Here is a 24,063-nt window from a genome sequence, read left to right on the forward strand (position 1 = left end):
AGGAGCCAGAACAACCATGGAACAATTCAGACTCCCCAAAATACCAATGCCGGAGCTTGAGCTGCCGCAATCAATTCAGGCAGTTCTGCAAGAGGCTGAAGAAAAGCTTGCGCACCGTCCCAAGCTGCTTCAGCTGTTCAAGAACTGTTTCCCGAACACGCTGGAGACAACAACCAAACTGATGGAGGATGGCACAACATTTGTGATTACCGGTGATATCCCGGCCATGTGGCTGCGCGACTCGGTAGAACAGGTGATCCATTACATTCCGTTTGCGAAGAATGATCTGCAGCTGCAGCGGATTTTAAGCGGATTGATCAAACGCCATTTTCAATATATTCATATCGATCCTTATGCCAATGCCTTTAATGAATCGGCGAATGATTGGCATTGGAACACAACCGACGAAACTGAAATGTCCCCATGGGTGTGGGAGCGCAAATTTGAGATTGATTCGCTATGCTTCTCTGTTCGCTTGGCCTACCTGTACTGGAAGGAAACCGGCCTTACGGATGTGTTTGACGCCAACTTCAAGTCGGCTATGATCAAGATTATTGAGCTGTTTAAAACGGAACAATACCATTTCGAGAAATCGCCTTACCGTTTCACACGGGATAACGGAATTCCAACGGATTCCTTGCGTAATAACGGGCTCGGCATGCCGGTGAATTATACGGGCATGATCTGGTCCGGCTTCCGTTCAAGTGATGACGCTTGCGATTTCCACTACAATATTCCAGGCAACATGTTCGCCGTTGTCGCCCTGCGTCAAATGCAGGAATTCGCGGAATGGGTATTCCGGGATATGAAGCTGTTGGATGAACTGAAACGACTCGAAGCTGACGTGGATCACGGAATTCAGTTGTACGGCATTTACCGTCATCCGGAGTTTGGACCGATTTACGCCTATGAAACAGACGGTTACGGAAATTACTGCTTGATGGATGATGCGGGAACACCTGGATTGATGTCCATTCCTTATCTGGGTTATTGCTCTGCAGATGATCCGATCTACCAAAACACCAGACGGTTTGCGCTAAGCAAAGAAAATCCTTTCTACTACGAAGGCGCTGTTGCCAAAGGAATCGGCAGTCCGCATACGCCGCCGGATTATATCTGGCATATGGCCTTGTCCATGCAGGGAATTACGGCACAAACGGCAGAAGAGAAGCTGCAGATGATTGCATTGCTGGAAGCAACCGATGCCGATACCGGATTTATGCACGAAGGCTTCCATGCCGACGATCCGAAAGTTTTCACCAGATCATGGTTTGCCTGGTCCAACAGCCTCTTCTCGCAATTGGTGTATCAGGCGATGAAAGCAGGGATTCTATGAGCGGGCGTCTGATTGTATTTTATGATCCGTCCTTTCCGGTAGCAGAAGCTGCCGGTTTGCCGGCTAGCGCGGCGGCTCTGAATGCATTCGATGTCGTGTGCCGCGCTGAAGATTTGGCTGAAGCACTGGAATCTGCAGGAGGACAGGGCGCAAGCTTTGTCAATTTGCATGCGCCTTACTTCCCGAAAAGCGCCTGGAGAGCGATCCTGGACTTTCTGAGAAATGGCGGCGGCTTGGTCAGCATTGGCGGCGCACCTTTCAAGCGTCCTGTCCGCATGGAGGACGGCGCTTGGGTGGTGGAGCACGAACAGACGGCATACCATCAGCAGCTCCACATACATGAAGCGCTGCCAGTGGACAGCGGACGCGTCGACCATTTGACTTCCAGTGACGTTATTCCCCTTATGGAGAGCAGCCGGGAGCGGTTATCCATAAACGATACGTGGAACCTGGTTCCACATGTCACCAAAAGCAGTGATTTGCCGCATCAGATGGGATCGGCCGGGCCGATGGATACGCGGATTTATCCGCTCCTTAAGGGGAGCACAGCTAAGGGAAGAGAAGTCGCGGCTCCTGTCGTTCTGTGGGAAAATGTCGGCGGGCCATTCTTGGGCGGACGCTGGCTGTTTGTGAATCAGCCTCTCTCTGCTTCATTCTGGGAACAGGATGGAGGCGAAGAGGTGCGCAGCTGGGCGGCATTCTGTGCGAAGGGGATTACCGAGCTGTGGATCAAGCCGAATTATGCGACCTACGAGTCTGGCGAGCGTGCGATCCTGACCCTGCAGGCACAACGGCTTGGCCGGAAACTTTCCGAACAAGAGCCGCAGAGCTGGACGTTCCGCATCTCCGTCCAACACGACCAAGATGAATCCTTATCATGGAATCATTCCGTGAAGGTGGATGTGACCGGACAATTTCATGTACAGCGCATTCCGGTTATGCTGGATATCAAGCCGGGGTCTTATCGGGTGGTGTGTGAAGCCGAAGGGCCGGATGGAGAAATCCGCAGGCTGAGACAAGGGTTCTGGGGAGCGGATTCCGAGCTTTTGCAGGCGGGTACGCCTGTAACCTGCAATCGGGATTACTTCATCAAGGATGGTCGCCCACTGCCTGTTGTCGGGATGACTTACATGACGTCCGATGTAGCGCGTAAGTTCCTGTTCCTTCCGAATACGGATGTGTGGGATCGCGATATGGCGCAAATGCGGGGTGCGGGCATCAATTGGATTCGTACCGGGATTTGGACCGCGTACCGCAATATTATGCAGGTGGACGGGCATGCATCCGAAGAGGTTTTGCGTTCGATTGACGCCTTCCTGTTAACGGCGAAGAAGCATGATTTGCAGGTAACATTCACGTTCTTCTCCTTCACGCCGGAGACTTGGGAGGGCCAAAATCCTTACCTCGATCCGCGAAGCGTGGAAGCGCAGAAGCGTTTCATACGTTCCATCATTAGTAGACATAAAGATACGAAGAATGTGGACTGGGATCTGATTAACGAGCCATCCATGTTCGATCCGCCGCAGATTTTCTCGGACGGCCCGCGTTCCGCGAAGGATCCGTTTGAGAAACAAGCTTATATCGAATGGCTGAAAAAGCGTCATGGTTCGATTGAGCGTCTGCAGGAACGTTGGAATATGACAGCGGATCAGCTGCCGGGTTTTGACTCCGTGGTTCCGCCGGAACCTCAAGTCATTAATTTTGATGTTCAAGACATGCATCAAGGGAAAAAAGGCACACAATGGCTCGATTATGCACTGTTCTCGATGGACATGCATAACCGCTGGGCCAAGGAATTATATGACGATATCAAAGAGGTATGCCCTGATCATATGGTTACCGTTGGACAGGACGAGGCCCTTGGGGCACAGCGTCCATCTCCGTTCTTCTATGCCGAAGCCGTAGACTATACGACGGTTCACTCCTGGTGGTTCAACGACTATTTGATCTGGGACGGCATATTTGCCAAAACGCCGGATAAACCGAACCTGATTCAGGAAACAGGCATCATGTACGTGGAGACACCGGATGGCCGGGCGAAGCGAAGCGAAGCCGAGCTTCGGAATCTGCTGGAGCGCAAGTATGCTTACGCCTTCTCCACAGGAGGCGCTGGAGCCATTCATTGGATCTGGAACACGAATTTCTACATGGATAATGCTAATGAATCGCATATCGGAGCTGTCCGCGCTGACGGCACGGAGAAACCGGAAGCGGATGTGTCGTATGATTTCGGTGCCTTCATGGAAGACATCCGGGACATGTTTAAAGGCCGGAAGCTGGAAGAAACCGCGGTCATTTTCCCTTATTCGAATGATTTCTCGAACCGGAAGCTCGCTTTTGAAGCGACGACCAAGGCGACGCGCGCGCTTGCTTACGAGCTGAACGTGCCGTTCCGTGCTGTCGGGGAGTATGATTTAAGCTCGCTGCGTAACCATCCGGTGAAATTCATCATTCTGCCGAGCGCGCACAATGTCGATGACCAGGCGTTTGCTGAGTTGATGGATATCGTGAAGGAAACGGGAGCTACATTGCTTCTGACGGGTCCAATCGGTCTGGATGCATATTGGCATCAGGTCGATCGAATGACAGAGGAGCTGGGCGAGCGGAAGCTGGCGAATGTGCGCCGGGAAGAAAGCTTGCGCATTGGGGACCGTACATGGTCTGTATCGTATGGACATCGGAAGATTGCCGAGCTGACCAAAGAAATTCCGGCAGGCAGCGGGGCGAAACCGGCCGATATGGCTGGCGATTCCATCGTGGATGTGAAGCTTGGTGCAGGACGTCTTCTCTGGAGCCCGCTTCCTGTTGAATTGAATGATCGAATCGACACCATTTCGGCTTTATATCGGTATGCATTGGAGCTATCTGCTGCCGACACAGGGCTCATCTGGAATCAAGGCGGAGAACATTCCGGCGTATATGGACGCAAGGTAACGTTTGAAGAAGGAGCACTCTTCGTATTCGGCTCGGAGCAATCGTGGGACACGAACGTCGAGGTAAAGGATCCTTCAACAGGACTCATCTATTCATTCGTGCTGGAAGCGGATCGTTCGATCTTGTTTGCAGTAGATGCGAGCGGTGACCTGTTATCGGTGTACCGCCCGGATGAGGTCGAAATCACAGTATCGAAGGGCTAACATAAGGGGGACTAAGCAGAGATGGATCAATCCAGAAAAGCACATATTATTTCGCATACTCACTGGGACCGCGAGTGGTATTTACCGTATGAAAAGCACCATGTGCGGCTGATCGAGCTCATGGACAGCTTGCTTGAGACGATGGAGAAGGACTCGGAATACCGCAGCTTTTTCCTTGATGGCCAGACGATTATTATCGAAGATTATTTGCAGGTAAGATCTGAGAAGAAAGAGCAGCTTGAGAAGCTGATCACGGACGGACGTATCATTATCGGTCCATGGTACATTTTGCAGGATGCCTACCTCACGAGCAGTGAAGCTAACGTGAGAAATATGCAGATAGGCCACCAGGATGCCGAGCGATATGGCACGGTTGCCAAAATCGGTTATTTCCCGGATACATTTGGACTTACAGGCCAAATTCCGCAGTTGATGCTGCAGTCCGGCATTGATAATGCCTTCTTCGGTCGGGGCGTAAAGCCAACGGGCTTTAACAATACCGTCTCCGACAGCGGCTATGAGTCTTCATTCTCAGAGCTGATGTGGGAAGGTCCGGACGGCTCCAAGGTGCTGGGCATCCTGTTTGCCAATTGGTACAGTAACGGTAACGAGGTTCCCGTTGATGAAGCGGAAGCGAAGGCATTCTGGGACCGCAAGCTGGCGGATGCCGAGAAGTACGCTTCCACACCTGAGCTGCTCTATATGAACGGGTGTGACCATCAGCCGATACAGACCGATCTTGCGGAAGGCATCCGTACAGCGAAGAAGCTGTATCCGGATACGGAATTCATTCATTCCAATTTTGACGATTACCTGACAGCCGTTCGGGAGAAACTGCCGCAAGATCTTTCCTCCGTAAAAGGAGAGCTGCGCAGTCAGCGTACCGATGGATGGGGTACACTTGTGAATACCGCTTCGGCACGCGTATACCTGAAGCAGATGAACCAGCGCGGCCAGACCTTGCTGGAAAAAGTGGCCGAACCGCTTGCATCCTACGCCAGCCTGCTAGGCAAGGAGTATCCGCATCATCTGTTCACCTATGCGTGGAAGACGCTGATGCAGAATCATCCGCATGACAGCATCTGCGGCTGCAGCGTGGACGAAGTTCACCGCGAGATGGTGACCCGCTTTGAGAAAAGCGCGAACGTGGCCGAAAATATCGTGGATGACAGTGTTCGCGTCATTGCAGATGCGGTTGACACAACCGCCTTTGAGCAATGGGGATCCGATCCGCTGCCGCTTGTTGTATTCAATACGACGGGATGGAGCCGCAGCGGTACGGTCAGCATTGAGCTGGACGCGAAACGCCTTTATTTCCGGGAAGGTTACTCTTTGGAGGAAACCAGCCGCCGGATGAAGGAAATCGACTTGTCCGGCCGTGTGCTGGTTAATGCTCAAGGACAAGCTGTGCCTTGCACCGTTGAGGATCTGGGTCTTCAGTTCGGATACGATCTGCCGGACGATCGTTTCCGCCAGCCGTATATGTGCCGCCGTGTGAGACTTACCTTCGAGGCAAACGCGATCCCAGCAATGGGCTTAACTACTTATGCTTGGGTGAAGAGCGAAGTGAAGCCTGCCGAGGTAGCATCCTTAATTAGTAAGTCCAATGTGATGGAGAATGAGCTGATCAAGATTGAGATCGCTGAGGATGGTTCCTTCTCCTTGACGGATAAAAAGAACGGACAAGTATACCGGGATCTGGGCGTCTATGAAAATACCGGAGATATCGGTAATGAATATATGTACAAACAGCCGGATGGCGAAGCGGCATTGACCACGAAGGGTCAAACCGCCCAAGTTTCGGTTCTGGAAGATACACCTTACCGCGCATCCATTGAAATCGTTCATAACTGGTCCATTCCGGCTATGGCGGACAGCAAGCTGGATGAAGAGCAGCATGAGCTCATCTATTATCCGAACCGCACAGCGCAAAGATCGAGCGAAATGGTGCCAATGCGCATTCGTACCGTAATCAGTCTGAACCGCAGCGGTAAAGGCGTGGAGATCGAAGCGACAATGGATAATCAAGCGAAGGATCATCGGGTGCGTGCATTGTTCCCAACGGATCTGCTGGCATCGTCCCATAACGTGGATTCCATGTTTGAAGTGGCAACTCGGGATAATGAACCTGCTGCCGAATGGGAGAATCCAAGCTATACGGCTCATCAACAGGCATTCGTTGATGTCTCGACAGCTACTGCAGGATTGACGGTAGCTAACCAGGGCTTGAATGAATATGAAGTCCTGCGTGACGGCCGGAATACCATCGCTGTTACATTGCTTCGTTCCGTAGGCGAGCTCGGTGACTGGGGGTACTTCCCTACGCCTGAAGCTCAGTGCATCGGCGTGCATACGGTACGTATGGAGGTCATTCCGCATCAGGGCGACGGCATGAAGTCAGGCGCATACGCCGAGGCTTACCAATTCCAAATCCCATGGACGGTTACACAGACCGGGGTCCATGCCGGCGCTGTCGCATCGACTTCCGCACCGTTTGAATGGAGCCATGAAGAACTTGCGTTCTCTTCCCTGAAAGTGAATCCGAAGACCGGGGATCTGATGCTGCGCTGGTTCAATATGGCAGGCACGGATACTGAGCTGAAGCTGAAATCTTCTCTACCTTCCCAGGGTGTGTATAAGAGCTCTATTCTGGAAGTAGAGGGAGCGGTTCAAAGCTTTGATGGCGATGGAAGCTTCACGCAGCCGGTTAAGCCTCACGAAATCGTAACACTGGGAGTTAAAGTTTCGGTCAAGTAAGCATTTATTATGATATAGTGCTGGGAATGTTGTTGTACATCCCGGTCCAGCAAAGCCCGATTCCGAAATTACAGGGATCGGGCCTTACTGTCTTGCCTAATGACAGGCAGATTCCTGAACGCTCTGAAATATATATAATGAAAAGGCTGCTCTCCCTAGGTCTTTGCGGACGGCTGGAGGGCAGCTCTTTATTGTACTCGGCTTAATTATTGATTTTTCCCTTGGTTTTGGTCTTTCTCGTAAGCAATCAGGGTGATATCTTTGCCTGTAAGCTCGGCAATCTTGGTCTCGGCGTCTTCAATCGCTTTCAAGGTACCTTCATTCCCATTGAGTGAGGCAATTTTATATTCCTCCGAATGGATGTCCATGTGAATCCCCCCCTTAGATGGTTGATAACAAATATAATGATAAGTTATCCTATACAAGATGGTTACATACCTGGTATTCAAAGAATTGGAATGAACTTGAGGAATGGAGCGGAGTATGGTTCCTACACGTCCAATTTAAAAAAGCCAGACACATGAAATGTGTTTGGCTTTTTGCGTTCTTATTTTTGGATGAGGACGGGGGTACTCATTTTCACCTTGTCGTAAAGCCAGCGTACGTCTTTATTATGCATCCGTATACAACCTGCCGACACGTACTTGCCGATCGAGTTGGCGTTGTTGTTTCCATGTATGGCGTACGCGTAGCTAACTCTACCGTTCACTTTCACATTAATGCCGAGCCAGCGATCCCCAAGCGGATTGCGCGGGTCTCCTCCCTTGATGCCTTCCTTGTAGTAAGGTCTGTTCTTCACTTTTTCGTGAATTCTGAACAGGCCTTCCGGCGTATAGGAGGGTTTTTTGCCTGTAGCGACGGGAAATGTTTTTATGACCTTACCTTTTTCATAATACGTCAGTTTGTTGGTGGATTTATCAATGACGATAAACTGTGCGTACTTGGTGTACTTACTGTCCAGCTTCTGTCCGGAAGCGCCTTGGGATACGGCGGGGAAAAAGAAAACCAGCAGTAAGGTGAAGATCAGTATGCGGCTGATGCCCTTAATGATGTCCGATCACCTCTTTTCGTTCTCCCCCATATATATGCAGCTATTCGCGAATGTTGACGGAAATGTGCGTAAGCCGAAAAATAGAACAAGTTGTTTTCAAAGAGAGATATAATGGCGCGGAGGGGACATTCTATCGAATATCGGATCGTGGCTTGGCTGTACGCAAATGACCTCCTGAAGAGATTTCTTCAAGAGGGTTTTCGCGTTCATTATAGCAACCACTTGAAAACGACACTAATGTCGTTTATGATGAAATGAGTTAAAAAAGGACACTTATGTCGTTTGTATTGAGGTGAAGTTCATGGAATCGAAATTGATGTTAAAGGGCGGAAAGGGGGATGACTTATGTCTCCAAGGGTTAGTGAGGAATATAAACGGGAGAAGAAGTTTGAAATATTGACGGCAGCCAGGCGCGTCTTTATCAGAAAGGGCTACACCCGCACCGTGATGCAGGACATTATGGATGAAGCGGGCATGTCCCGCGGAGCCGTGTATGCGTATTTTGATAATGTGGAGCATGTGTTTATAGAGGTTCTGCGTTTTGACGACCAAGAGACGCTCGGTTTTTTTGAACCGGATCCGCAATATCCGATATGGAATCAGTTGAGGGACTGGGTTCAGAAACAGCAGGGTGATATTTCGCTAATCCAGCATTCACTTGTATTGGCCAGGGCGGAATTTTTCCTGTCTTCCTCTTATGTTCATGCCAAGAAGGAGTATCCCTATATAACTGAACGTTATCAGCTGACCGTTGAGGCCATGGGTCGGGTCATTCGGAAGGGTAAGGAGCAAGGGGAGTTTCGGCCACGATTGGAACCGGAAGCCATAGCACGTTATATGATTTCGTTTCTGAACGGACTGATGCTGGATACCTTCCAACTCGGACCGATGGTGACTTGCGTGCCGGAGCAGCTGGAAACCTTCGTACATTCTCTTAATGCAATGTTAAATCCTATAAAACTAGAATCATGATGATGGAAAGGGTGTTTTTTGAATGCTATTTGATTCTGCTAGACTTGCTTGTCGAAAAATGACGATAAACGACGCGGAGCTGTACCATTCCTGGCGCAATGACCTAGAAGTGATGCAATCCACCAGTCCCAACCTGGATACTTTTCAACTGGAGGAGACAAAGGACTTCGTTCAGCAGGTGATCCTGGGTTCTTCCTCCTCGAAGAGCTATCTGATCCAGTTGAAGGAAACCGGCAGACCGATTGGCATCATGTCATTGATTCATATCGATACCAAGAACCGGAACGCGGAATGTATCATCGACATTGGCGAAAAGACCTATTGGGGCAAGGGTTACGGCTTTGAAGCGATGACGCTTTTGCTTGATTATGCTTTTTTGGAGCTGAATCTGCACCGGGTAAGCTTGCGGGTATTTTCCTTCAACCATAACGCGATCAAACTGTATGAAAAAGTCGGATTTGTCCAGGAAGGCAGCTCCAGACAGAGCTTGTACCGGAATGGTGTCTGGCATGACATCGTACACATGGGGATATTGCAGAGCGAGTATATGCGTCAAAAGGTTGATTTTCCCTCCCTTCCATAATAAGGTAGGTATGTGAAGACAATGAGGGAATGGGAGAATTATATCATGTCTGAAAATGAAGTGTTATTGATTCAAGACCTGCGCATGAAATATGATAATCGTTATGTGCTGAACGGTATCGACTTGGAAGTACGCCGCGGCGAGATGATTGGATATATCGGTCCGAACGGCGCGGGGAAGAGCACGACGGTCAAGATTATGCTTGGGCTGGTTGAGGGGTACACGGGGACAGTGCGCATATTCGGTCAGGATATTTCCGATGGGAATATCGATTATAAACGGAGAATCGGATATGTGCCTGAGGTGGCGGAATTGTACGATCAGTTAACGGCAGCCGAGTATTTGACTTTTATAGGCGAGTTGTACGGACTTACATATGATGCAGCGGATTATAAGGCGAAGCAATTAATGGATTGCTTTGACATGGAAAAGGCATATCACTCACGGATCGCTACGTTTTCAAAAGGAATGCGGCAAAAGGTGCTGCTGATCTCGAGCCTGCTGCATGATCCTGATCTATTGTTCCTGGATGAGCCCTTAAGCGGGCTGGATGCGAACAGCGTGATGGTAGTCAAGGAAGTACTGGCCCAGCTGTCTGCCCAGGGCAAGACGATTTTTTATTCCTCACATATCATGGACGTCGTAGAGAAAATCAGCAGCCGGATCATTCTGCTCGCTGACAGCCGGGTAGTGGCGGACGGAACGTTCAAAGAATTGCAGCAGCATTCCCATGAGGGGTCCCTGGAAGAAGTGTTTAATCAGCTGACGGGGTTCCATGACCATGCCCGTATTGCAGAACGGTTCGTATCGATCGTTCGGGAGGGAAGCTGATATGGCGGGATCGGATTCATCGTTTCGGATGTTGAAGATACTGGATCGATTTCAGGGAATCATCTCGAGATTGGGTGTCGACTATAAAACGCTGCGCCGGATACTCCATGTCAAATTATTGATGGATTCGAGGCGCGCACCCGTCATATTATCTTCTAGCAACCGGAAGAAAGAAGAGCAGGACAAGAACCTGTTTGTCAGCTCCCTCTGGCTGTATGGCTTAATCGGGCTTGTCCTGACGCCGTTTGTGTTCTGGAGCGATCCGGAATATTTAATGCCGATGAGCATCCTGTCTGCGATCCTAATGTTCCTGATTATGAGCTCCATGATTTCAGATTTCTCATCCGTGCTGCTGGATGTGCGAGACCGCAGCATTTTGATGACGAAGCCGATCGACGGTCGAACGGTCGGATTGGCGCGATCGATTCATGCAGGAATTTATTTGCTGCTGCTAACCGGAGCGCTCTCAGCAGGCTCACTGGTCGTGGGATTGATCAAGCATGGCGTGCTGTTCTTTCTGATCTATATCCTGGAGTTAATACTGATGAATATGCTCATTCTGGTAAGCACCTCCTTGGTTTATCTGTTGCTGCTCAAGTATTGGGATGGAGAGAAACTGAAGGATCTGATCAATTATGTACAGATTGGACTTTCCGCCACGCTGGCCATCGGCTATCAGTTTGTGATCCGTTCCTTCGATCTGATTGATTTTCATTTGGTATTTAAGCCGGCCTGGTGGCAGATTCTGCTTCCGCCGGTGTGGTTTGCGGCTCCGTATGAGTGGTTGTTTGGCGAGGGGAGCGGGTGGCTGGCTGTTCTCTCGATGCTGGCTGTATTCGTCCCGATTGTGTTTATGATCGTCTATGTCCGTTATATTCCTTCGTTCGAGCAGCATCTGGAGAAGCTGGCTCACAGCGAAGCGGGGAAAGGGCGGGAGCGCGGGCGATTGGACAGATTCTTGGCCAAAATGGTATGCCGGTCGCGTACGGAGCAGGCTTGTTTCCGATTATCTGCCAGCATGCTGAAGAACGAGAGAGAGTTTAAGCTTAAGGTGTATCCTACACTTGGGTTGTCCGTGTTATTGCCTTATTTATTCTTTGTCTCTACGATCCGTAACTCCTCATTGGCGGAAATCAGCCAGGGATCGTCGTACTATGTACTGCATAGTATGCTCATCATGATTATCACCGTCGTTATGATGCTGAAATTCTCCGGCAAGCCCAAGGCCTTCTGGTTATTTGGCGCAGCCCCGATGCAAAGCATGAATCCTTTGTACAAAGGGGCTTTAAAGGCTCTTGCCGTCAAAATGTTCGTGCCGCTGTTCATTGTGAACGCGATCGTGTTTCTGATCGTATTCGGTACTCGGATCATGCCGGATATTCTCATCATACTCCTAACCGGCTTGGTGTTGATTCCCTTATCAGCCAAGATAATTCTGCGCAATCCACCGTTCTCTCAAGCGTTTAATATGGCGCAGCAGAAAGACGGCTGGTGGGTATTGTTGTTCTTCTTTGTTATTGGTGGACTCTGTGGTTTACATTATGCAAGCAGCACGATTCCTTATGGTATGTTGGCCTATATCCTCGCGCTGCTCGTTGCGAATGGCTTGGCATGGACCAAGCTGTATAAGTAAATTGGGGAAGGCATCCGATTGGATGCCTCTTCTTTTATTTTGTCAGATCATTGTATACTTGCGTTTAAAGGTGGTTGAACAAGAACGTAGGTTCGTATATAATGGAGATATAGCAAATTAACTCTCTATTTCACTCTTCACTTCATAAATCCATGATGGATTCCCCCACTAATGTATTTAATTACCTGTTGTTATGCCTTCCGGGCCTTATATAATCAACTTAGATGATGTCAGGATGTTAAATAGTAGAATCTGAGTTTATTCTGGCTTAGTCATATTCACAAGGTCGTGGATTCTTGATAAGTAATGCTTGGTTTTCGTTTGGTATACGGATTGAACATTTCAGTGGTTTAATTCGTTTTGGTGTATAAGAAGTTCTAAGTTGTTCTGTTTTAGAATTTTTGAGCCAAGCCGGAGCTATAAACGACGTTTAATGTTTTTGCATTTTCCATCACAGTTTCCAGACATATAAGAAGTGGCAGGCGCCATCGGAATTGACCTCAAGAACATGCATCATTAGGACGACTCGATAGAAGCTGAGGGTCTGTCGGTATATCGTTTATTTATAGACGTTATAACCATCAGTGTAATCAGGTTACATCGGGAAGTGGCGTAGCACACATTTAACCATTTCTTATGGTGTAGGGAGGAAATCTTTGAATGGAAGTTATCTGGTTTATGGTGTTTTCAACATTTGAAACACTGGCGATTTATTCACTAATCATGACATTGCTTAGATTTAAGACAACAGAGTACATATGGCAGGCGTTGATTGTCATGATCCTTGCCAATTTGCAAAGTTTCGTTATGCGCAACGAGCTTCACTTGGATTTTCTCGCCCCTCTCATTACCGTGCTGATCTTCGTTTTCTTGTTTTCTGCCATTATTAAGATCCCAGTTATCTGGTCGGCGATATGTACCATTCTGGGGTATATGTTTTATGCTCTAATTCAGGCCTTTTACATGCTATCATTGTATGGCTCAATCGAAGCTACACACAACAATGAAGTAGATGGCTATGTACTTCAGCTATTATCGTCAGTGACGGGTTTACTCATTTCTTGGATTATTTATAAGTTTGCAATAGGTTTTACATATGATCTCGAAAAGTTGCGTATTAAATTTGAGCACATCTTACTAATCTCCCTCATCGTAGTCGTTTTGATCTTATTGGCGATATTATTTTATCTTAATCGGTTATGGCTTCTTCTTCTCTTTTTTGGTATAACTTTTGGTATTTTCTTATTTTATGCGATCCAATCAAAGGAGTGACAATTAATGATTGAAAGAGCCGCCCTTTGGATATCGGAAGGCATTAAACGACAAGTGCCTGAACACCCTTCATCTGTTGGAGTTTTAAAGCATGCGATCGCAATTCTATTAAATATACTATTTATTGTTACATTTACTTTATTAATATCCATTTATACCGGACATATGAAGCAGGCTATTACAGGTTTGATCGGTTTTGCACTGCTAAGACAGTTCTCTGGAGGAATCCACGTTAAGACTGGCGCTGGTTGTATTGTTATTACTACTGCTTTGTTTACTGCAGTGTCTTTTGTTGATTTAGGCGAACTGCCTACACAAATTTTGAACATCCTAAGTTTTTTGTTAGTCGTTTTATTTGCCCCTAGTAAGATTGCCAAGCAATCAAGAATACCAAGAAAACATTATCCTAAACTTCGTCTAATTAGCTGTATTATTGTTGGGGTGAACTTTCTCATTCAATCACCAACATTATCCATAGTATTCTTTATCCAGGCACTGAGCCTAATTCATTTGAAGGGAGGTGAGCCAAGTGTCGGTAATCAACAAATCTAAGCATGGCTTATTTTCATTTATCGCATCTGCTCTTACAGTGGTAGCTGTATTCTTTGTTAATACTGCAAGTCCTGTTTTTGTGTATAGTGGTGATACACCCGAAGAGCTCTTGAAATAACCTTTCTAAATATGAATCCATTATTATTCTGTTTATTGAATTCCGGTACCTACTAGGTGCCGGATTTTTCTTTTACTATCAACATCAACAAAGCATGATCATGCAAATTAAACTGTAGTCATCATGACCAGGATTTATAAATTGCTGCGTCCTCCTTTAATCAAGTGCAGTCAGGGTAAAATTGACATTGCTAAAAGAACGAATGTTCGCATATAATACAAACAAACGTTCTGGTTAGAGGTGGTGGCATGATGTTTAAGAATTACCTGGAGCAAACCATAGAAATCATATATGAAGACAGGAAAGGGAATATCACCCAACGGAAAATACAGATACACAGTATTCGGGATCATCGGATACGGGCAACGTGTCTGGAGACTGGAAAACCTCGGGTGTTTAATGAACATAATATTCTGTCCTGGAGACCCGGGAAAGGAAGGGGAACGCATGCTTCCTGACGGAACGAATATGGCTGAGAATCTCGGTCAACCCAAATAGACAATAGGTTTAGAAAATGAAAAACCCCTGACGCCAATAGCATCAAGGGTTTTCGATTATGATCTGTAGTGGGCTCGAACCACTGACCCCTACCCTGTCAAGATAGTGCTCTCCCAGCTGAGCTAACAGATCATGAAATATTTAAAAAGGTAATTCATATATTACCAGCAGACAGTGTGGCTGTCAATGGTTTTCTCGTTATAAAAAATCACATTCCGGTTCAGACTAAATACAGCATGATTATGCCAATGGAGGAGTGTGAATGGCATGGCAGGTGGGAAATCCCATCATTTTAATCGAGCCAGTCTGGTGCTCTCGTTGCTGGGGGTATCTGTACTAGGGAGCGGTTGCAGTATCTCGGAGAGAACGTCGGTGCAGTTGGAGCCGCTACATGGGCCTGCGGCGCCTGTAATGCTTGATGTTTACGGACGTTCGATAGATCAGGACGTATATTCCAAGCAGGGAAGCGGAGCACTGGAGCCGGTATCCCCGATGAATTCGGTGGATACCTTACGCGATCTCCATCCGTAATGGGTGCAGCAACGTCTATAACAAATCGGTCATACCAATATCCTTACCTTTTGCGAGCAGAGCAAACCGCCGGCAGGCAAGCTGGCGATTTGCTGTAAAACGGCCGATGCTATTCCTCATCCCATTTCCGGGAATAACCTTTTTTAATCGCCCAAAAGATAGGGTAGATGATGATGGCTGAGATGATAACAGCCCAAAATATCGTGGTTCCCATGCCCATAAAGGCAATGCTCCTTTCAAAAAAACGTTAGCTTATACTATACAGGAAAATGATTATTTTGTATAATAGCTCGATCTGCGATATTACAAGGAATTGATTCTACATAAAGAGGTGTTGAAATTGGCAGCAGAAATCATAAATGTATCAACCGAAGAGCAGTTGCAGCAAGCGCTGGATATTCGGAAGGATGTTTTTGTGCTTGAACAGAAGGTTCCGATTGACCTGGAGATTGATGATTACGATCGTCTGGACTCCGATGCACATCATGTCCTGATCAAGTCGGAGGGACAGTATGCGGCAACTGGACGTATCACCTATTACAATAAGGACTCCGCCAAAATGCAGCGCATTGCGGTACGTAAGCCATTCCGATCCAAAGGGATAGGGCGTGTGCTGATGATGGCATTGGAAGCGCAGGCGCGTGAATTGAAACTGCAGTATTCCGTGCTGGATGCCCAGGTGCAGGCGGAGGCGTTTTATCGCAAGCTGGGGTATGAGACGATTTCGGACGAGCCGTTTGATGATGCTGGCATTCCCCATGTTCGTATGAAAAAGGAACTGTAGGCATCTTCTTAACTATAAGGTGGCTGATGATCCCATCGTTCTAAAAGGAAAGACCTCGAGTATCGACTCGAGGTCTTTTTAGGCATGAATTAAAAGCTTGGCATATTATCCAGGTTGTTGCTGGGATCGCCATCCGCATTGGAACGAAGATGTTCATCTCCGTCACGTCCACGGAATACGTTCACGTTTTTGATTTCTTTATTCTTGGCCATCTGTTGTGCAGTCTTGTAGTCCACGACACTACCGTTATCCAGCTTCAATTCGATGATGTCGCCGTCGCCATTTTTACGGACGCCTACGACTTCTTGTTGTTTATTATCCATATAGATCGCCTCCCGGAATTAGTGTTCCCGGGAACCCTCATAAACTATTCATCTATATTGAACTACAATTCGTATACCCGCTGCTGCTCCACAAATTCCATGATTCCGGTCTTGCCAATGAAAGCTTCGACCTCATCACTGTAATGCATGAGATAGGTGCGTTCCTGAATTTCTTCAGGAAGGCTGAGCAGCTCATCCAGTGTCGTATGAACCTCGCCGGGGCCTTGCAGCTGACATTCATGCAGAATCACTTCACAATCCCGCTCATTCACCAGTTGGTTGAGCAGGATCGGATCGAATACCATGTCAGCACTGTAAAATATCCGATCATTCAGATAAAGCGAATAGCTGTCCTTGCCGGGAATATGCTGCGTATGAATCAGCTCTACCGAGATGCCTGATGAAATATGGGCCTTCACTCCCGGTTTCAGAGGGTGTACGTCAAATACATCATGCAGGGAGGAGATATGTCCCTGTTGATATAATCCGCCTTTGAGTGAATGTTCCCATATTGGTTCCACCAGCGATTCAGCAATGTAAAGCGGGAGTTTGCGGTTGTATTTCATTTTCATCATAAAGGCAAGCTCTTCGAGTCCGCCCACATGGTCGGCATGAATGTGTGTGATAAGCACGGCATCGATATCGTTAAATGTCTTATTCAGCTGATGTAGTGCCATTGGAGCGGTGATGCCGCAGTCGATCATAAGTGTGAAATTCCCGTCATGTACCAGTGCGTTATTGTTATAGTAGTTCTTGGCAAACGCACTGCCGGTGCCAAGCATTTGTAATTTCAGTGTCAATGGATGAAACCTCCTGATGATATGATATGTAGTCCAGTATGCTAATGTATATTTTAACGAATTCCACGTTGATTTACACGGATTATATGATCGAATCGGCCCTGAAATGCAGTATAATTCTTGATAGGCACAGACCTTACTGCATGAGGAAAAAATTTTACCACAAAGTGCAAAATTGTCCGCAACTTGTTTTTTGACATGTAGTATACACATATAACAACAAGATGAGCCAATGGAGGGAAATGAATATATGAAGTGGAAAAAAGTGATGGCATGTATGTTAGTGCTCTCTTTAATGGGTGGCAGCACCCTTTTGTTTGCAGATTCCGTCAATGAGCGAGTCCGTGTCTGGCTAAACGGTCATGAATTGAAGGATGGTGGATATTTAATTGATGGCAAAACCTATGTTCCGGTTCGGGAATTCGACGGGGCTGTGGATTGGAATCCCGCGAATGGACAAGTTCAAGTCATCAAGCCGAACGTGCATATTTTTCTGTTTAAAGGAGATACTGTATTCGGCAACGTGAACAAGGGTAAGCTGAAATTCAATGTTTTTAGCCAGGTGGACAGCTTAAACAACGATATACACTCAGTGAAAGTAGCGATTGAGGATCCTTCGGGCAATATCAAGGATATTCAGTCCCAGGAAGTGAAGGATCGCAAGGATAACTTCTGGTTCCGAACCTATGATTTCACGTACGATTTTAAAACAGCGGGAAAATACTCGGTAGGCTTTTATGTAAAAGTCAAACCGGATGACGGTTTTGTGAAAGTTGCGGAAAAAGTGATTACTGCCCTAAATTGATGGGCCCTAAGGCGATTGGCAGAAATTGACCTGGAGAAGCTATCCGTGATACGATACGAAAGTATGATAATTTAACCGAAGTGAGGTTTTTTCAATGAGTGAACACAAACATGAACACGGAGATGCTTGCGGCTGCGGTCATGACCATGACCACGACCACGAACATGAAGAGTTTGTGCTGACATTGACGGATGAAGAAGGAAAAGAAGTAGAGATGGTTCTTGTGGAGACATTTGATGTCGGCGAGAAACTCTACGCGCTTTTGCTTGAACGCGAAAATCCGGAAGCGGACGGCGTCATTCTACGTATGGAAGAAGAGAACGAGGAAATGGTTCTTTACAATATTGAGGACGAAGAAGAATGGAATGAAGTAGAGGCGGTTTACAACGAACTGGTCGCTGCTGCAAACCAGGAATAAGACTCCTAAGCAATAAACCCGGTGCGAACCTCTCGCACCGGGTTTATTGTATTTACAGCTGCCATTTTAGAATATAGGATCCGTTTCCACGATGACTTTAACATTTTGGATACTGCGGTCCTCAGGACCTTTCACCGGAAGGCCTACCTCGACATGATCGATAATGTAATCGATGTTTTCCTGGGAAATCACTTCGCCCGGAAGCAGAATCGGAATGCCTGGCGGGTAGACATAGATGAATTCGGCAATAATGCGTCCTGCCGATTCCTTGAAAGGTACAACCTCTGTATCCCCGTAAAACGCATCGCGAGGGATAAGCGACAACTGCGGAATTTCTGGTGTTTTCACAACCAACTCGTTAATCTCATTCACATGCATGTACTGATTCGAAAGCTCGCGGAGCGCTGTTAGCAAAATATCGATGGCCTCCTGATTGTCTCCCGGTGTAATGAGGCACAGAATATTGTACATATCACTGAGCTCAACTTCAATATTGTAGTGATCCCGCAGCCAGTTCTCGGTTTCATATCCTGTAATGCCGAGATGGCGTACATGGATCGTCAATTTGGTCGGATCATAGGAGTATGTTGCTTCTCCGCCTAATATTTCTTCACCGAAGCTGTACAAACCTTCGATTTTATTGACTTCCTGACGTGCATATTGCGCCAATTCAATCGTCCTTGCTGCCATTTCTCGTCCATGCAGCGCCAGACTGCGGCGTGAAGTATCAAGCGATGCCAGCAGGATGTAGGAGGTGGAGGTTGTGGTCAGCATGCTGATGATCGTCTGTACGCGATAAGGATTGATGTATCCGTTCTTGGTATTCACGTTCAGTACGGAGCTCTGCGTCATCGAGCCGCCGAGTTTGTGCACGCTGGTCGCAGCCATATCGGCCCCGGCTTCCATTGCCGACATCGGAAGATCTTCATGAAAATGGATCAATACGCCGTGCGCCTCATCCACGAGAACGGGTACGTTGTAGCTATGAGCCAAATCCACGATTTCTTTCAGATTGGCGCTTACGCCGAAGTATGTCGGGTTAATGACCAATACGGCTTTGGCGTCAGGGTGACGTTTTAATGCTTTCCGGACCGAGCTGATGGTGATGCCGTGATCGATGCCCACATTGGCATCCTGGGCAGGCGATACGAATACAGGCTTGGCCCCGGTAAAAATGATGGCGGAAAGCACGGATTTATGGACATTGCGCGGTACAATGATTTTATCGCCAGGCGAACATACCGACATGATCATAGTCATGATCGCTCCACTTGTTCCTTGGACACTGAAGTAGGTGTGATCGGCACCGAATGCATCGGCGGCCAGCTTTTGGGCTTCCTCGATGACGCCTGTAGGTTGATGTAAATCATCCAGCGGCGCAATATTGATCAAATCTATAGAAAAGGCGTTATCCCCTATAAATTCCCTGAATTCGGCATCGGTGCCGAGGCCCTTCTTATGTCCCGGAATGTGAAATTGCACGGGGTTTTTGGCCGCATGTTTTTTAAGTGCGGTGAAGAGCGGTGTACGACTGTGGTCCATGGACGTTGTCACAACCTTTCCCTATGTTTATTTTCTTATGATTTGTTGATTTCTGTTTTTATATAAACAAAATTGAGTATAGCAAAATAGGGGGGGAATGCAAGGAGAATGAACGGCTTTTTTTTGCTTTGTCCAGCAACGCTTCAAACTTTAGACATATTAAGGAGGAGCAACAAGATCTTCATCGTTCCTTCATTAAAATATCATCCATAAGAAAAACGTCTATCGACGTACTTTCTCAGAAGACAGACCGCGGTTAAAGGAAGTTTTTCTTGCGATTATAGAATTGTTCAGCTTCGCTGAAAATTTATAAATTCTATAATCTTAAAAAAAGAGCTGCACCAGCAGCCCTTTTCATCAACATATCTTGCTCATTAAAACGCCATTTTATAAAGCGGCAGCAGCGACTCAAACGTCTCCTGCACCTTTTGCACCAGCTCGTCCCCTTCAAGCTTGACGGCTTCCTCGCGCGGGATGCGCAGTCCGCACATGACTTCAGCCTTTTTCACCTGCTTCAGCTTCTCAATCAGACGCGTGAAATCCTCCTCGCTCATATCCTGATGAGGGGTGCCGGACGGGTTCATGTGATCCATGGACCAGTAGAAATTTTTGGGCAGCGCCTTTGCTGTTTTCTTCAGCTTGGCTCCCAGGTTGCTGGCAAACACGGTCTTATTGGGACTTTCGTAAATAATCGCGAAGATGACAAACAGATGGGTTCCGAACATGCCTACCTCAAAATGAGGCAGTGCTTTGTACCCGCGTTTGCTGGCAGCCCAAGCGACCCAAGTGTCAATGGGAGGATTGACAGTGCGTCTTGCATGCTTGGCGACATGCACAAACATCTCTTCCCCAGCCAAGACGGATACATAGGGGGCGAGCTCAGCCCCTAGCGCCTCCAGCTTGGGTCTTACCCGTTCAATGAGAACCTCCATACGGGCTTCAAGCCCGGAAACGGAGAATACGTCGAAATCTTGATCTGTAAATCCGGTAACCGTCATGGATGTGATGGCCTCCCTGTTGTAGATGATATCGTTACTAAACTCGGTTTTTGGATAACTTATTATACCATAAGGCGAATGGACATCACGCATTACCCAGAAAAGCTTCACCGTATGTTCATGTGGGCTAAAAATAGTCAATAAACCAAGTTACCGTTACATAAGATGGAGTATAAGATATAGATAAGACAACATCAAAAGCAGCCATGGGGGAAAGCTTCACCGCCGTTTAATGATCGGTAGTAAACCGGAGGAGGGAGTGCCGTGAATAAGAGCGAGGAAGTGGAGTATTGCAACCTGGAGCTCCGGTTTGATCGCCGGCATATCCAGGACCTAATCAAGGAATTGATCCAGGAAGGATATTCGCTTTATTGGAGCGAGAATGATACGCAGTTTGTCATTTCAATCCGAACAGGTCGCAAGCTGGTAAAGCTGCGGTTTCAACGAACAGGAAGCGGTTTTAAACTAGTAGGCGATTATATGATCCGTGATCCCAAACTCGCGGAATGGATGGAGAAATTGATCGAAAATACCCGTGGTCATGCTGTCGTGAAACGTTTCAAGGACCGGCAAATATTGATCGAGAATATTTTGTTCGGTGAGGTCATAAGGCTTGTGGAAATATCCGGTTACCGGCAGCGGGTGCTGTTTCAGAAGGGGACGCCGATGACGGAGCAGGAAATGCTGCGGTTGTTTGAATCGGATGTAGGGGAACAGCGATTGCTGCTGTCCAGACTGGAAACCGACGATGAGCTTGAGAAGCTCCATGCGGCACTGCAAGAGGGGAACGAAGACAAAATTTTGGCTTGCAAGCAAAGACTCCGTGAGCTTTCCTTGGAGCTGATGAGGCTGGAGTGGTAACTACTTCTATCCGGATACAAGTTTAAAGCACGAACAACACTCCGAAACAGAAGGGGTGTTTTCGCGCGTGTTCTGATTTTGTGACAGGGGTTCACTTGTCAAATGAAAAACGTTAATATAAGATTATTGCAAATCATCTCGGATAGGGATGGGTTGTTTAAAAATATATTGGAGCAAAGGATGGAGAACCAGATGTCAAAACAACAAATCGGTGTGATTGGCCTTGCTGTAATGGGAAAAAACCTGGCCCTGAACATCGAAAGCAAAGGCTTCACCGTTTCTGTATATAACCGCTCTCCGCAAAAAACGGAAGACATGCTGAAGGAAGCCGAAGGCAAGCAAGTGAAGGGGACATTCTCGATCGAAGAATTCGTGGATTCCCTTGAGACACCTCGTAAAATCCTGATCATGGTACAAGCGGGACAAGCTACCGATGCTACGATTGAACAGCTGATTCCACATTTGGACAAAGGCGATATCATCATTGATGGCGGTAACGCATATTTCCCTGATACACAGCGCCGCAGCAAAGAACTGGCTGAAAAAGGCTTTAACTTTATCGGTGCTGGGGTTTCCGGCGGCGAAGAAGGCGCATTGAAAGGCCCATCGATCATGCCTGGCGGACAAGAAAGTGCCTACAAGCTGGTTGAGCCTATTTTGACAGCCATTTCCGCTAAAGTTAACGAAGAGCCTTGCTGTACATATATCGGACCAGACGGTGCTGGCCATTATGTAAAAATGGTTCACAACGGTATTGAGTATGGCGATATGCAGCTTATTTGCGAAGCTTACCAATTGCTGAAGGACGTACTTGGCCTTGATGCGAAGGATCTGCACGGAATCTTCACAGAGTGGAACCAAGGTGAACTCGATAGTTACCTGATCGAGATTACGGCTGACATTTTCTCCAAATATGACGAAGAAACCGGCAAGCCGATGGTGGACGTGATTCTGGATACGGCGGGTCAAAAAGGAACAGGTAAATGGACAAGCCAAAGCTCCCTGGATCTGGGTGTGCCGCTGTCCATGATCACCGAATCCGTATTCTCCCGTTTCCTGTCCGCGATGAAAGAAGAGCGTGTGGCAGCAAGCAAAATCCTGAATGGTCCAAAAGCAGCTGCATTTGACGGCGACAAAGCCGAGTTCATTGAAAATGTGCGCAAAGCGCTGTTTGCAAGCAAAATCGTATCCTACGCTCAAGGCTTTGCACAGCTTCGCGTGGCATCCGATGAGTACGGCTGGAACCTGCAATACGGCAACCTCGCTAAAATTTGGCGCGGCGGCTGCATTATCCGTTCCCGTTTCTTGCAGAACATCACGGATGCATATGAGAACAATCCTGAGCTGAAGAACCTGCTGCTGGATCCGTTCTTTACCAATATTATTGAATCCTATCAAGATGCATGGCGTAAGGTTGTTGCTTCCGCAGTATCCTTGGGCATCCCGGTTCCTGGGTTCTCCAGCGCGCTTGCATACTACGATAGCTATCGCACCGCAAACCTGCCAGCGAACCTGCTGCAGGCTCAGCGTGACTACTTTGGAGCTCACACGTTTAAACGTGTGGACAAAGAAGGAACCTTCCACTATAACTGGATGGATTAATTCTGCTCTATTTATGGCAGCATGAATACCATCCTCCCTGGATGGATTAATTCTGCTTTTATGGCAGTATGAATCCCATCCTCTCTGGATGAATTAATCCAGCTCTTTTACGGGAGAATGAATACCATCCTCGCTGGATGGGTCAATTTCTCTCTCAGAGGTAGGATGAATTCCGTTCGTCGGAGGAGAAGCCGGAGATTCAACCGTGCGGGCTTGAGAAGGGGAGTGCGCCTCCGCCAGCTCAGGGAGTCCGTGCATGGCTTCTAAAAGACAAGTGCGGATGTCGTGGTTCTTCGTATGGATGTGGTTTCCGCTTCCGAGCAAGAGAAGCGCGGCTTCGCAATAACTGTTGTAATTTTGCAGCAAACGTGGCTTTGAAAGATCCAGCAGTGCAGGATCCTTCAGAGCCACTTTTTTTTGGACAAAATGAAGCACCCAGATCACATCTTCGCGGCATAGCGGGTAGGATGGGTCAAGGATCTTGCGGATGCGCTTGGCAGCGGAAGAGAGGCCAGTTGGACGAAAAGACATAATGGATTTCACTCCTTTCTTCTAATCTTGTATTCTTGTAATTAGTATATGACAATAGGGAACCAGATAGACTCGATAAAATTGGAGCATTACTTGGGGTTACTCGCGTAACAGCAACCTAACAGTAA

At 47.5% G+C, this 24,063-nt stretch carries 24 protein-coding genes and 1 tRNA gene; 17 read left to right on the top strand and 8 right to left on the bottom strand.

All coding sequences use genetic code 11. The features are described 5' to 3' along the window. Positions 1-16: 16 nt before the first annotated feature. Genes ACOZB4_RS13620 through ACOZB4_RS13630 form a run of 3 tightly spaced genes read left to right on the top strand, consistent with a single transcriptional unit; the run spans position 17 to position 7,230 of the window. The gene (locus ACOZB4_RS13620; protein WP_098742788.1) at positions 17-1,336 is read left to right on the top strand and encodes a glycoside hydrolase family 125 protein; all 1,320 of its coding nucleotides are present in this window, start codon (positions 17-19) and stop codon (positions 1,334-1,336) included. Continuing rightward, positions 1,333-4,473, top strand: coding sequence for a beta-galactosidase (locus ACOZB4_RS13625; protein WP_379406512.1), 3,141 nt, complete (start codon positions 1,333-1,335; stop codon positions 4,471-4,473). Before ACOZB4_RS13620 ends, ACOZB4_RS13625 begins: the two co-directional genes overlap by 4 nt. Positions 4,474-4,494: 21 nt before the next feature. Next, positions 4,495-7,230, top strand: coding sequence for an alpha-mannosidase (locus tag ACOZB4_RS13630; protein WP_379406511.1), 2,736 nt, complete (start codon positions 4,495-4,497; stop codon positions 7,228-7,230). A 206-nt stretch (positions 7,231-7,436) separates the two neighbouring features. Here the strand turns inward: ACOZB4_RS13630 and ACOZB4_RS13635 are convergent, their stop codons facing one another. Then, positions 7,437-7,598: a hypothetical protein gene (locus tag ACOZB4_RS13635; protein ID WP_179090567.1), complete on the bottom strand. Its 162-nt coding sequence runs from the start codon at positions 7,596-7,598 to the stop codon at positions 7,437-7,439. Between the two features lie 179 nt (positions 7,599-7,777). Then, positions 7,778-8,281 carry a L,D-transpeptidase gene (locus ACOZB4_RS13640; protein ID WP_306023904.1) on the bottom strand — a complete coding sequence of 168 codons (504 nt, stop codon included), beginning with the start codon at positions 8,279-8,281 and terminating at the stop codon, positions 7,778-7,780. Between the two features lie 345 nt (positions 8,282-8,626). On the opposite strand from ACOZB4_RS13640, the gene ACOZB4_RS13645 reads away from it, so the two are divergent. The 8 genes from ACOZB4_RS13645 to ACOZB4_RS13680 all read left to right on the top strand — a co-directional run bounded on the left by ACOZB4_RS13645 (position 8,627) and on the right by ACOZB4_RS13680 (position 14,700). Further along, complete coding sequence (locus ACOZB4_RS13645) at positions 8,627-9,253, top strand: TetR family transcriptional regulator (RefSeq protein ID WP_379406510.1); 627 nt, start codon at positions 8,627-8,629, stop codon at positions 9,251-9,253. Positions 9,254-9,275: 22 nt separating this feature from the next. Next, a complete protein-coding gene (locus ACOZB4_RS13650; RefSeq protein WP_379406509.1) occupies positions 9,276-9,836 on the top strand; it encodes a GNAT family N-acetyltransferase in 561 nt (186 codons plus the stop codon). 45 nt (positions 9,837-9,881) lie between these two features. Next, positions 9,882-10,667 carry an ABC transporter ATP-binding protein gene (locus ACOZB4_RS13655; RefSeq protein ID WP_076320685.1) on the top strand — a complete coding sequence of 262 codons (786 nt, stop codon included), beginning with the start codon at positions 9,882-9,884 and terminating at the stop codon, positions 10,665-10,667. 1 nt (position 10,668) lies between these two features. Beyond that, a complete protein-coding gene (locus ACOZB4_RS13660) occupies positions 10,669-12,300 on the top strand; it encodes a hypothetical protein (protein ID WP_379406508.1) in 1,632 nt (543 codons plus the stop codon). 660 nt (positions 12,301-12,960) lie between these two features. Further along, positions 12,961-13,572 carry a hypothetical protein gene (locus ACOZB4_RS13665; RefSeq protein ID WP_379406507.1) on the top strand — a complete coding sequence of 204 codons (612 nt, stop codon included), beginning with the start codon at positions 12,961-12,963 and terminating at the stop codon, positions 13,570-13,572. Positions 13,573-13,578: 6 nt separating this feature from the next. Further along, entirely contained in the window at positions 13,579-14,124 is a 546-nt protein-coding gene (locus ACOZB4_RS13670) for an accessory gene regulator ArgB-like protein (RefSeq protein ID WP_379406506.1), read from the top strand. Continuing rightward, on the top strand, positions 14,102-14,242 hold the full coding sequence (locus ACOZB4_RS13675; protein ID WP_215164042.1) for a cyclic lactone autoinducer peptide: 141 nt from the start codon (positions 14,102-14,104) through the stop codon (positions 14,240-14,242). Before ACOZB4_RS13670 ends, ACOZB4_RS13675 begins: the two co-directional genes overlap by 23 nt. A 251-nt stretch (positions 14,243-14,493) precedes the next feature. Further along, positions 14,494-14,700: a hypothetical protein gene (locus ACOZB4_RS13680; protein ID WP_339271983.1), complete on the top strand. Its 207-nt coding sequence runs from the start codon at positions 14,494-14,496 to the stop codon at positions 14,698-14,700. A 99-nt stretch (positions 14,701-14,799) separates the two neighbouring features. Here ACOZB4_RS13680 and ACOZB4_RS13685 read toward each other — a convergent pair. After that, a tRNA-Val gene (locus ACOZB4_RS13685) sits at positions 14,800-14,872 on the bottom strand. 135 nt (positions 14,873-15,007) lie between these two features. Here ACOZB4_RS13685 and ACOZB4_RS13690 point away from each other — a divergent pair. Together ACOZB4_RS13690 and ACOZB4_RS13695 are read left to right on the top strand one after the other, a co-directional pair. Beyond that, positions 15,008-15,271, top strand: coding sequence for a hypothetical protein (locus ACOZB4_RS13690; protein WP_379406504.1), 264 nt, complete (start codon positions 15,008-15,010; stop codon positions 15,269-15,271). Between the two features lie 340 nt (positions 15,272-15,611). Beyond that, complete coding sequence (locus ACOZB4_RS13695; RefSeq protein WP_379406503.1) at positions 15,612-16,055, top strand: GNAT family N-acetyltransferase; 444 nt, start codon at positions 15,612-15,614, stop codon at positions 16,053-16,055. Between the two features lie 89 nt (positions 16,056-16,144). On the opposite strand, the gene ACOZB4_RS13700 is transcribed toward ACOZB4_RS13695, so the two are convergent. Both ACOZB4_RS13700 and ACOZB4_RS13705 read right to left on the bottom strand, forming a co-directional pair. Then, positions 16,145-16,378: a DUF3892 domain-containing protein gene (locus ACOZB4_RS13700; protein ID WP_379406502.1), complete on the bottom strand. Its 234-nt coding sequence runs from the start codon at positions 16,376-16,378 to the stop codon at positions 16,145-16,147. 62 nt (positions 16,379-16,440) lie between these two features. Beyond that, positions 16,441-17,178: an MBL fold metallo-hydrolase gene (locus tag ACOZB4_RS13705; protein ID WP_076320692.1), complete on the bottom strand. Its 738-nt coding sequence runs from the start codon at positions 17,176-17,178 to the stop codon at positions 16,441-16,443. Between the two features lie 250 nt (positions 17,179-17,428). On the opposite strand from ACOZB4_RS13705, the gene ACOZB4_RS13710 reads away from it, so the two are divergent. Both ACOZB4_RS13710 and ACOZB4_RS13715 read left to right on the top strand, forming a co-directional pair. Beyond that, positions 17,429-17,983 carry a copper amine oxidase gene (locus ACOZB4_RS13710; RefSeq protein WP_076320693.1) on the top strand — a complete coding sequence of 185 codons (555 nt, stop codon included), beginning with the start codon at positions 17,429-17,431 and terminating at the stop codon, positions 17,981-17,983. A gap of 94 nt (positions 17,984-18,077) precedes the next feature. Continuing rightward, complete coding sequence (locus ACOZB4_RS13715) at positions 18,078-18,401, top strand: DUF1292 domain-containing protein (protein WP_071223049.1); 324 nt, start codon at positions 18,078-18,080, stop codon at positions 18,399-18,401. A 66-nt stretch (positions 18,402-18,467) separates the two neighbouring features. Here the strand turns inward: ACOZB4_RS13715 and ACOZB4_RS13720 are convergent, their stop codons facing one another. Both ACOZB4_RS13720 and ACOZB4_RS13725 read right to left on the bottom strand, forming a co-directional pair. Next, positions 18,468-19,943, bottom strand: a complete 1,476-nt coding sequence (locus ACOZB4_RS13720; protein WP_379406501.1) for an aminotransferase class I/II-fold pyridoxal phosphate-dependent enzyme — start codon at positions 19,941-19,943, stop codon at positions 18,468-18,470. 374 nt (positions 19,944-20,317) lie between these two features. Next, positions 20,318-20,941, bottom strand: a complete 624-nt coding sequence (locus ACOZB4_RS13725) for a YktB family protein (protein WP_379406500.1) — start codon at positions 20,939-20,941, stop codon at positions 20,318-20,320. A gap of 264 nt (positions 20,942-21,205) precedes the next feature. Between ACOZB4_RS13725 and ACOZB4_RS13730 the strand changes: the two genes are divergently transcribed. Both ACOZB4_RS13730 and gndA read left to right on the top strand, forming a co-directional pair. Continuing rightward, entirely contained in the window at positions 21,206-21,802 is a 597-nt protein-coding gene (locus tag ACOZB4_RS13730) for a hypothetical protein (protein ID WP_076320696.1), read from the top strand. A gap of 192 nt (positions 21,803-21,994) precedes the next feature. Beyond that, on the top strand, positions 21,995-23,404 hold the full coding sequence (gndA, locus tag ACOZB4_RS13735) for an NADP-dependent phosphogluconate dehydrogenase (protein ID WP_379406499.1): 1,410 nt from the start codon (positions 21,995-21,997) through the stop codon (positions 23,402-23,404). A 93-nt stretch (positions 23,405-23,497) separates the two neighbouring features. On the opposite strand, the gene ACOZB4_RS13740 is transcribed toward gndA, so the two are convergent. Further along, entirely contained in the window at positions 23,498-23,935 is a 438-nt protein-coding gene (locus tag ACOZB4_RS13740; protein WP_379406498.1) for a hypothetical protein, read from the bottom strand. Positions 23,936-24,063 lie beyond the last annotated feature (128 nt).

The organism is Paenibacillus sp. NPDC058898, from assembly GCF_049316025.1.
In the GTDB taxonomy this organism is placed as follows: domain Bacteria; phylum Bacillota; class Bacilli; order Paenibacillales; family Paenibacillaceae; genus Paenibacillus_AQ.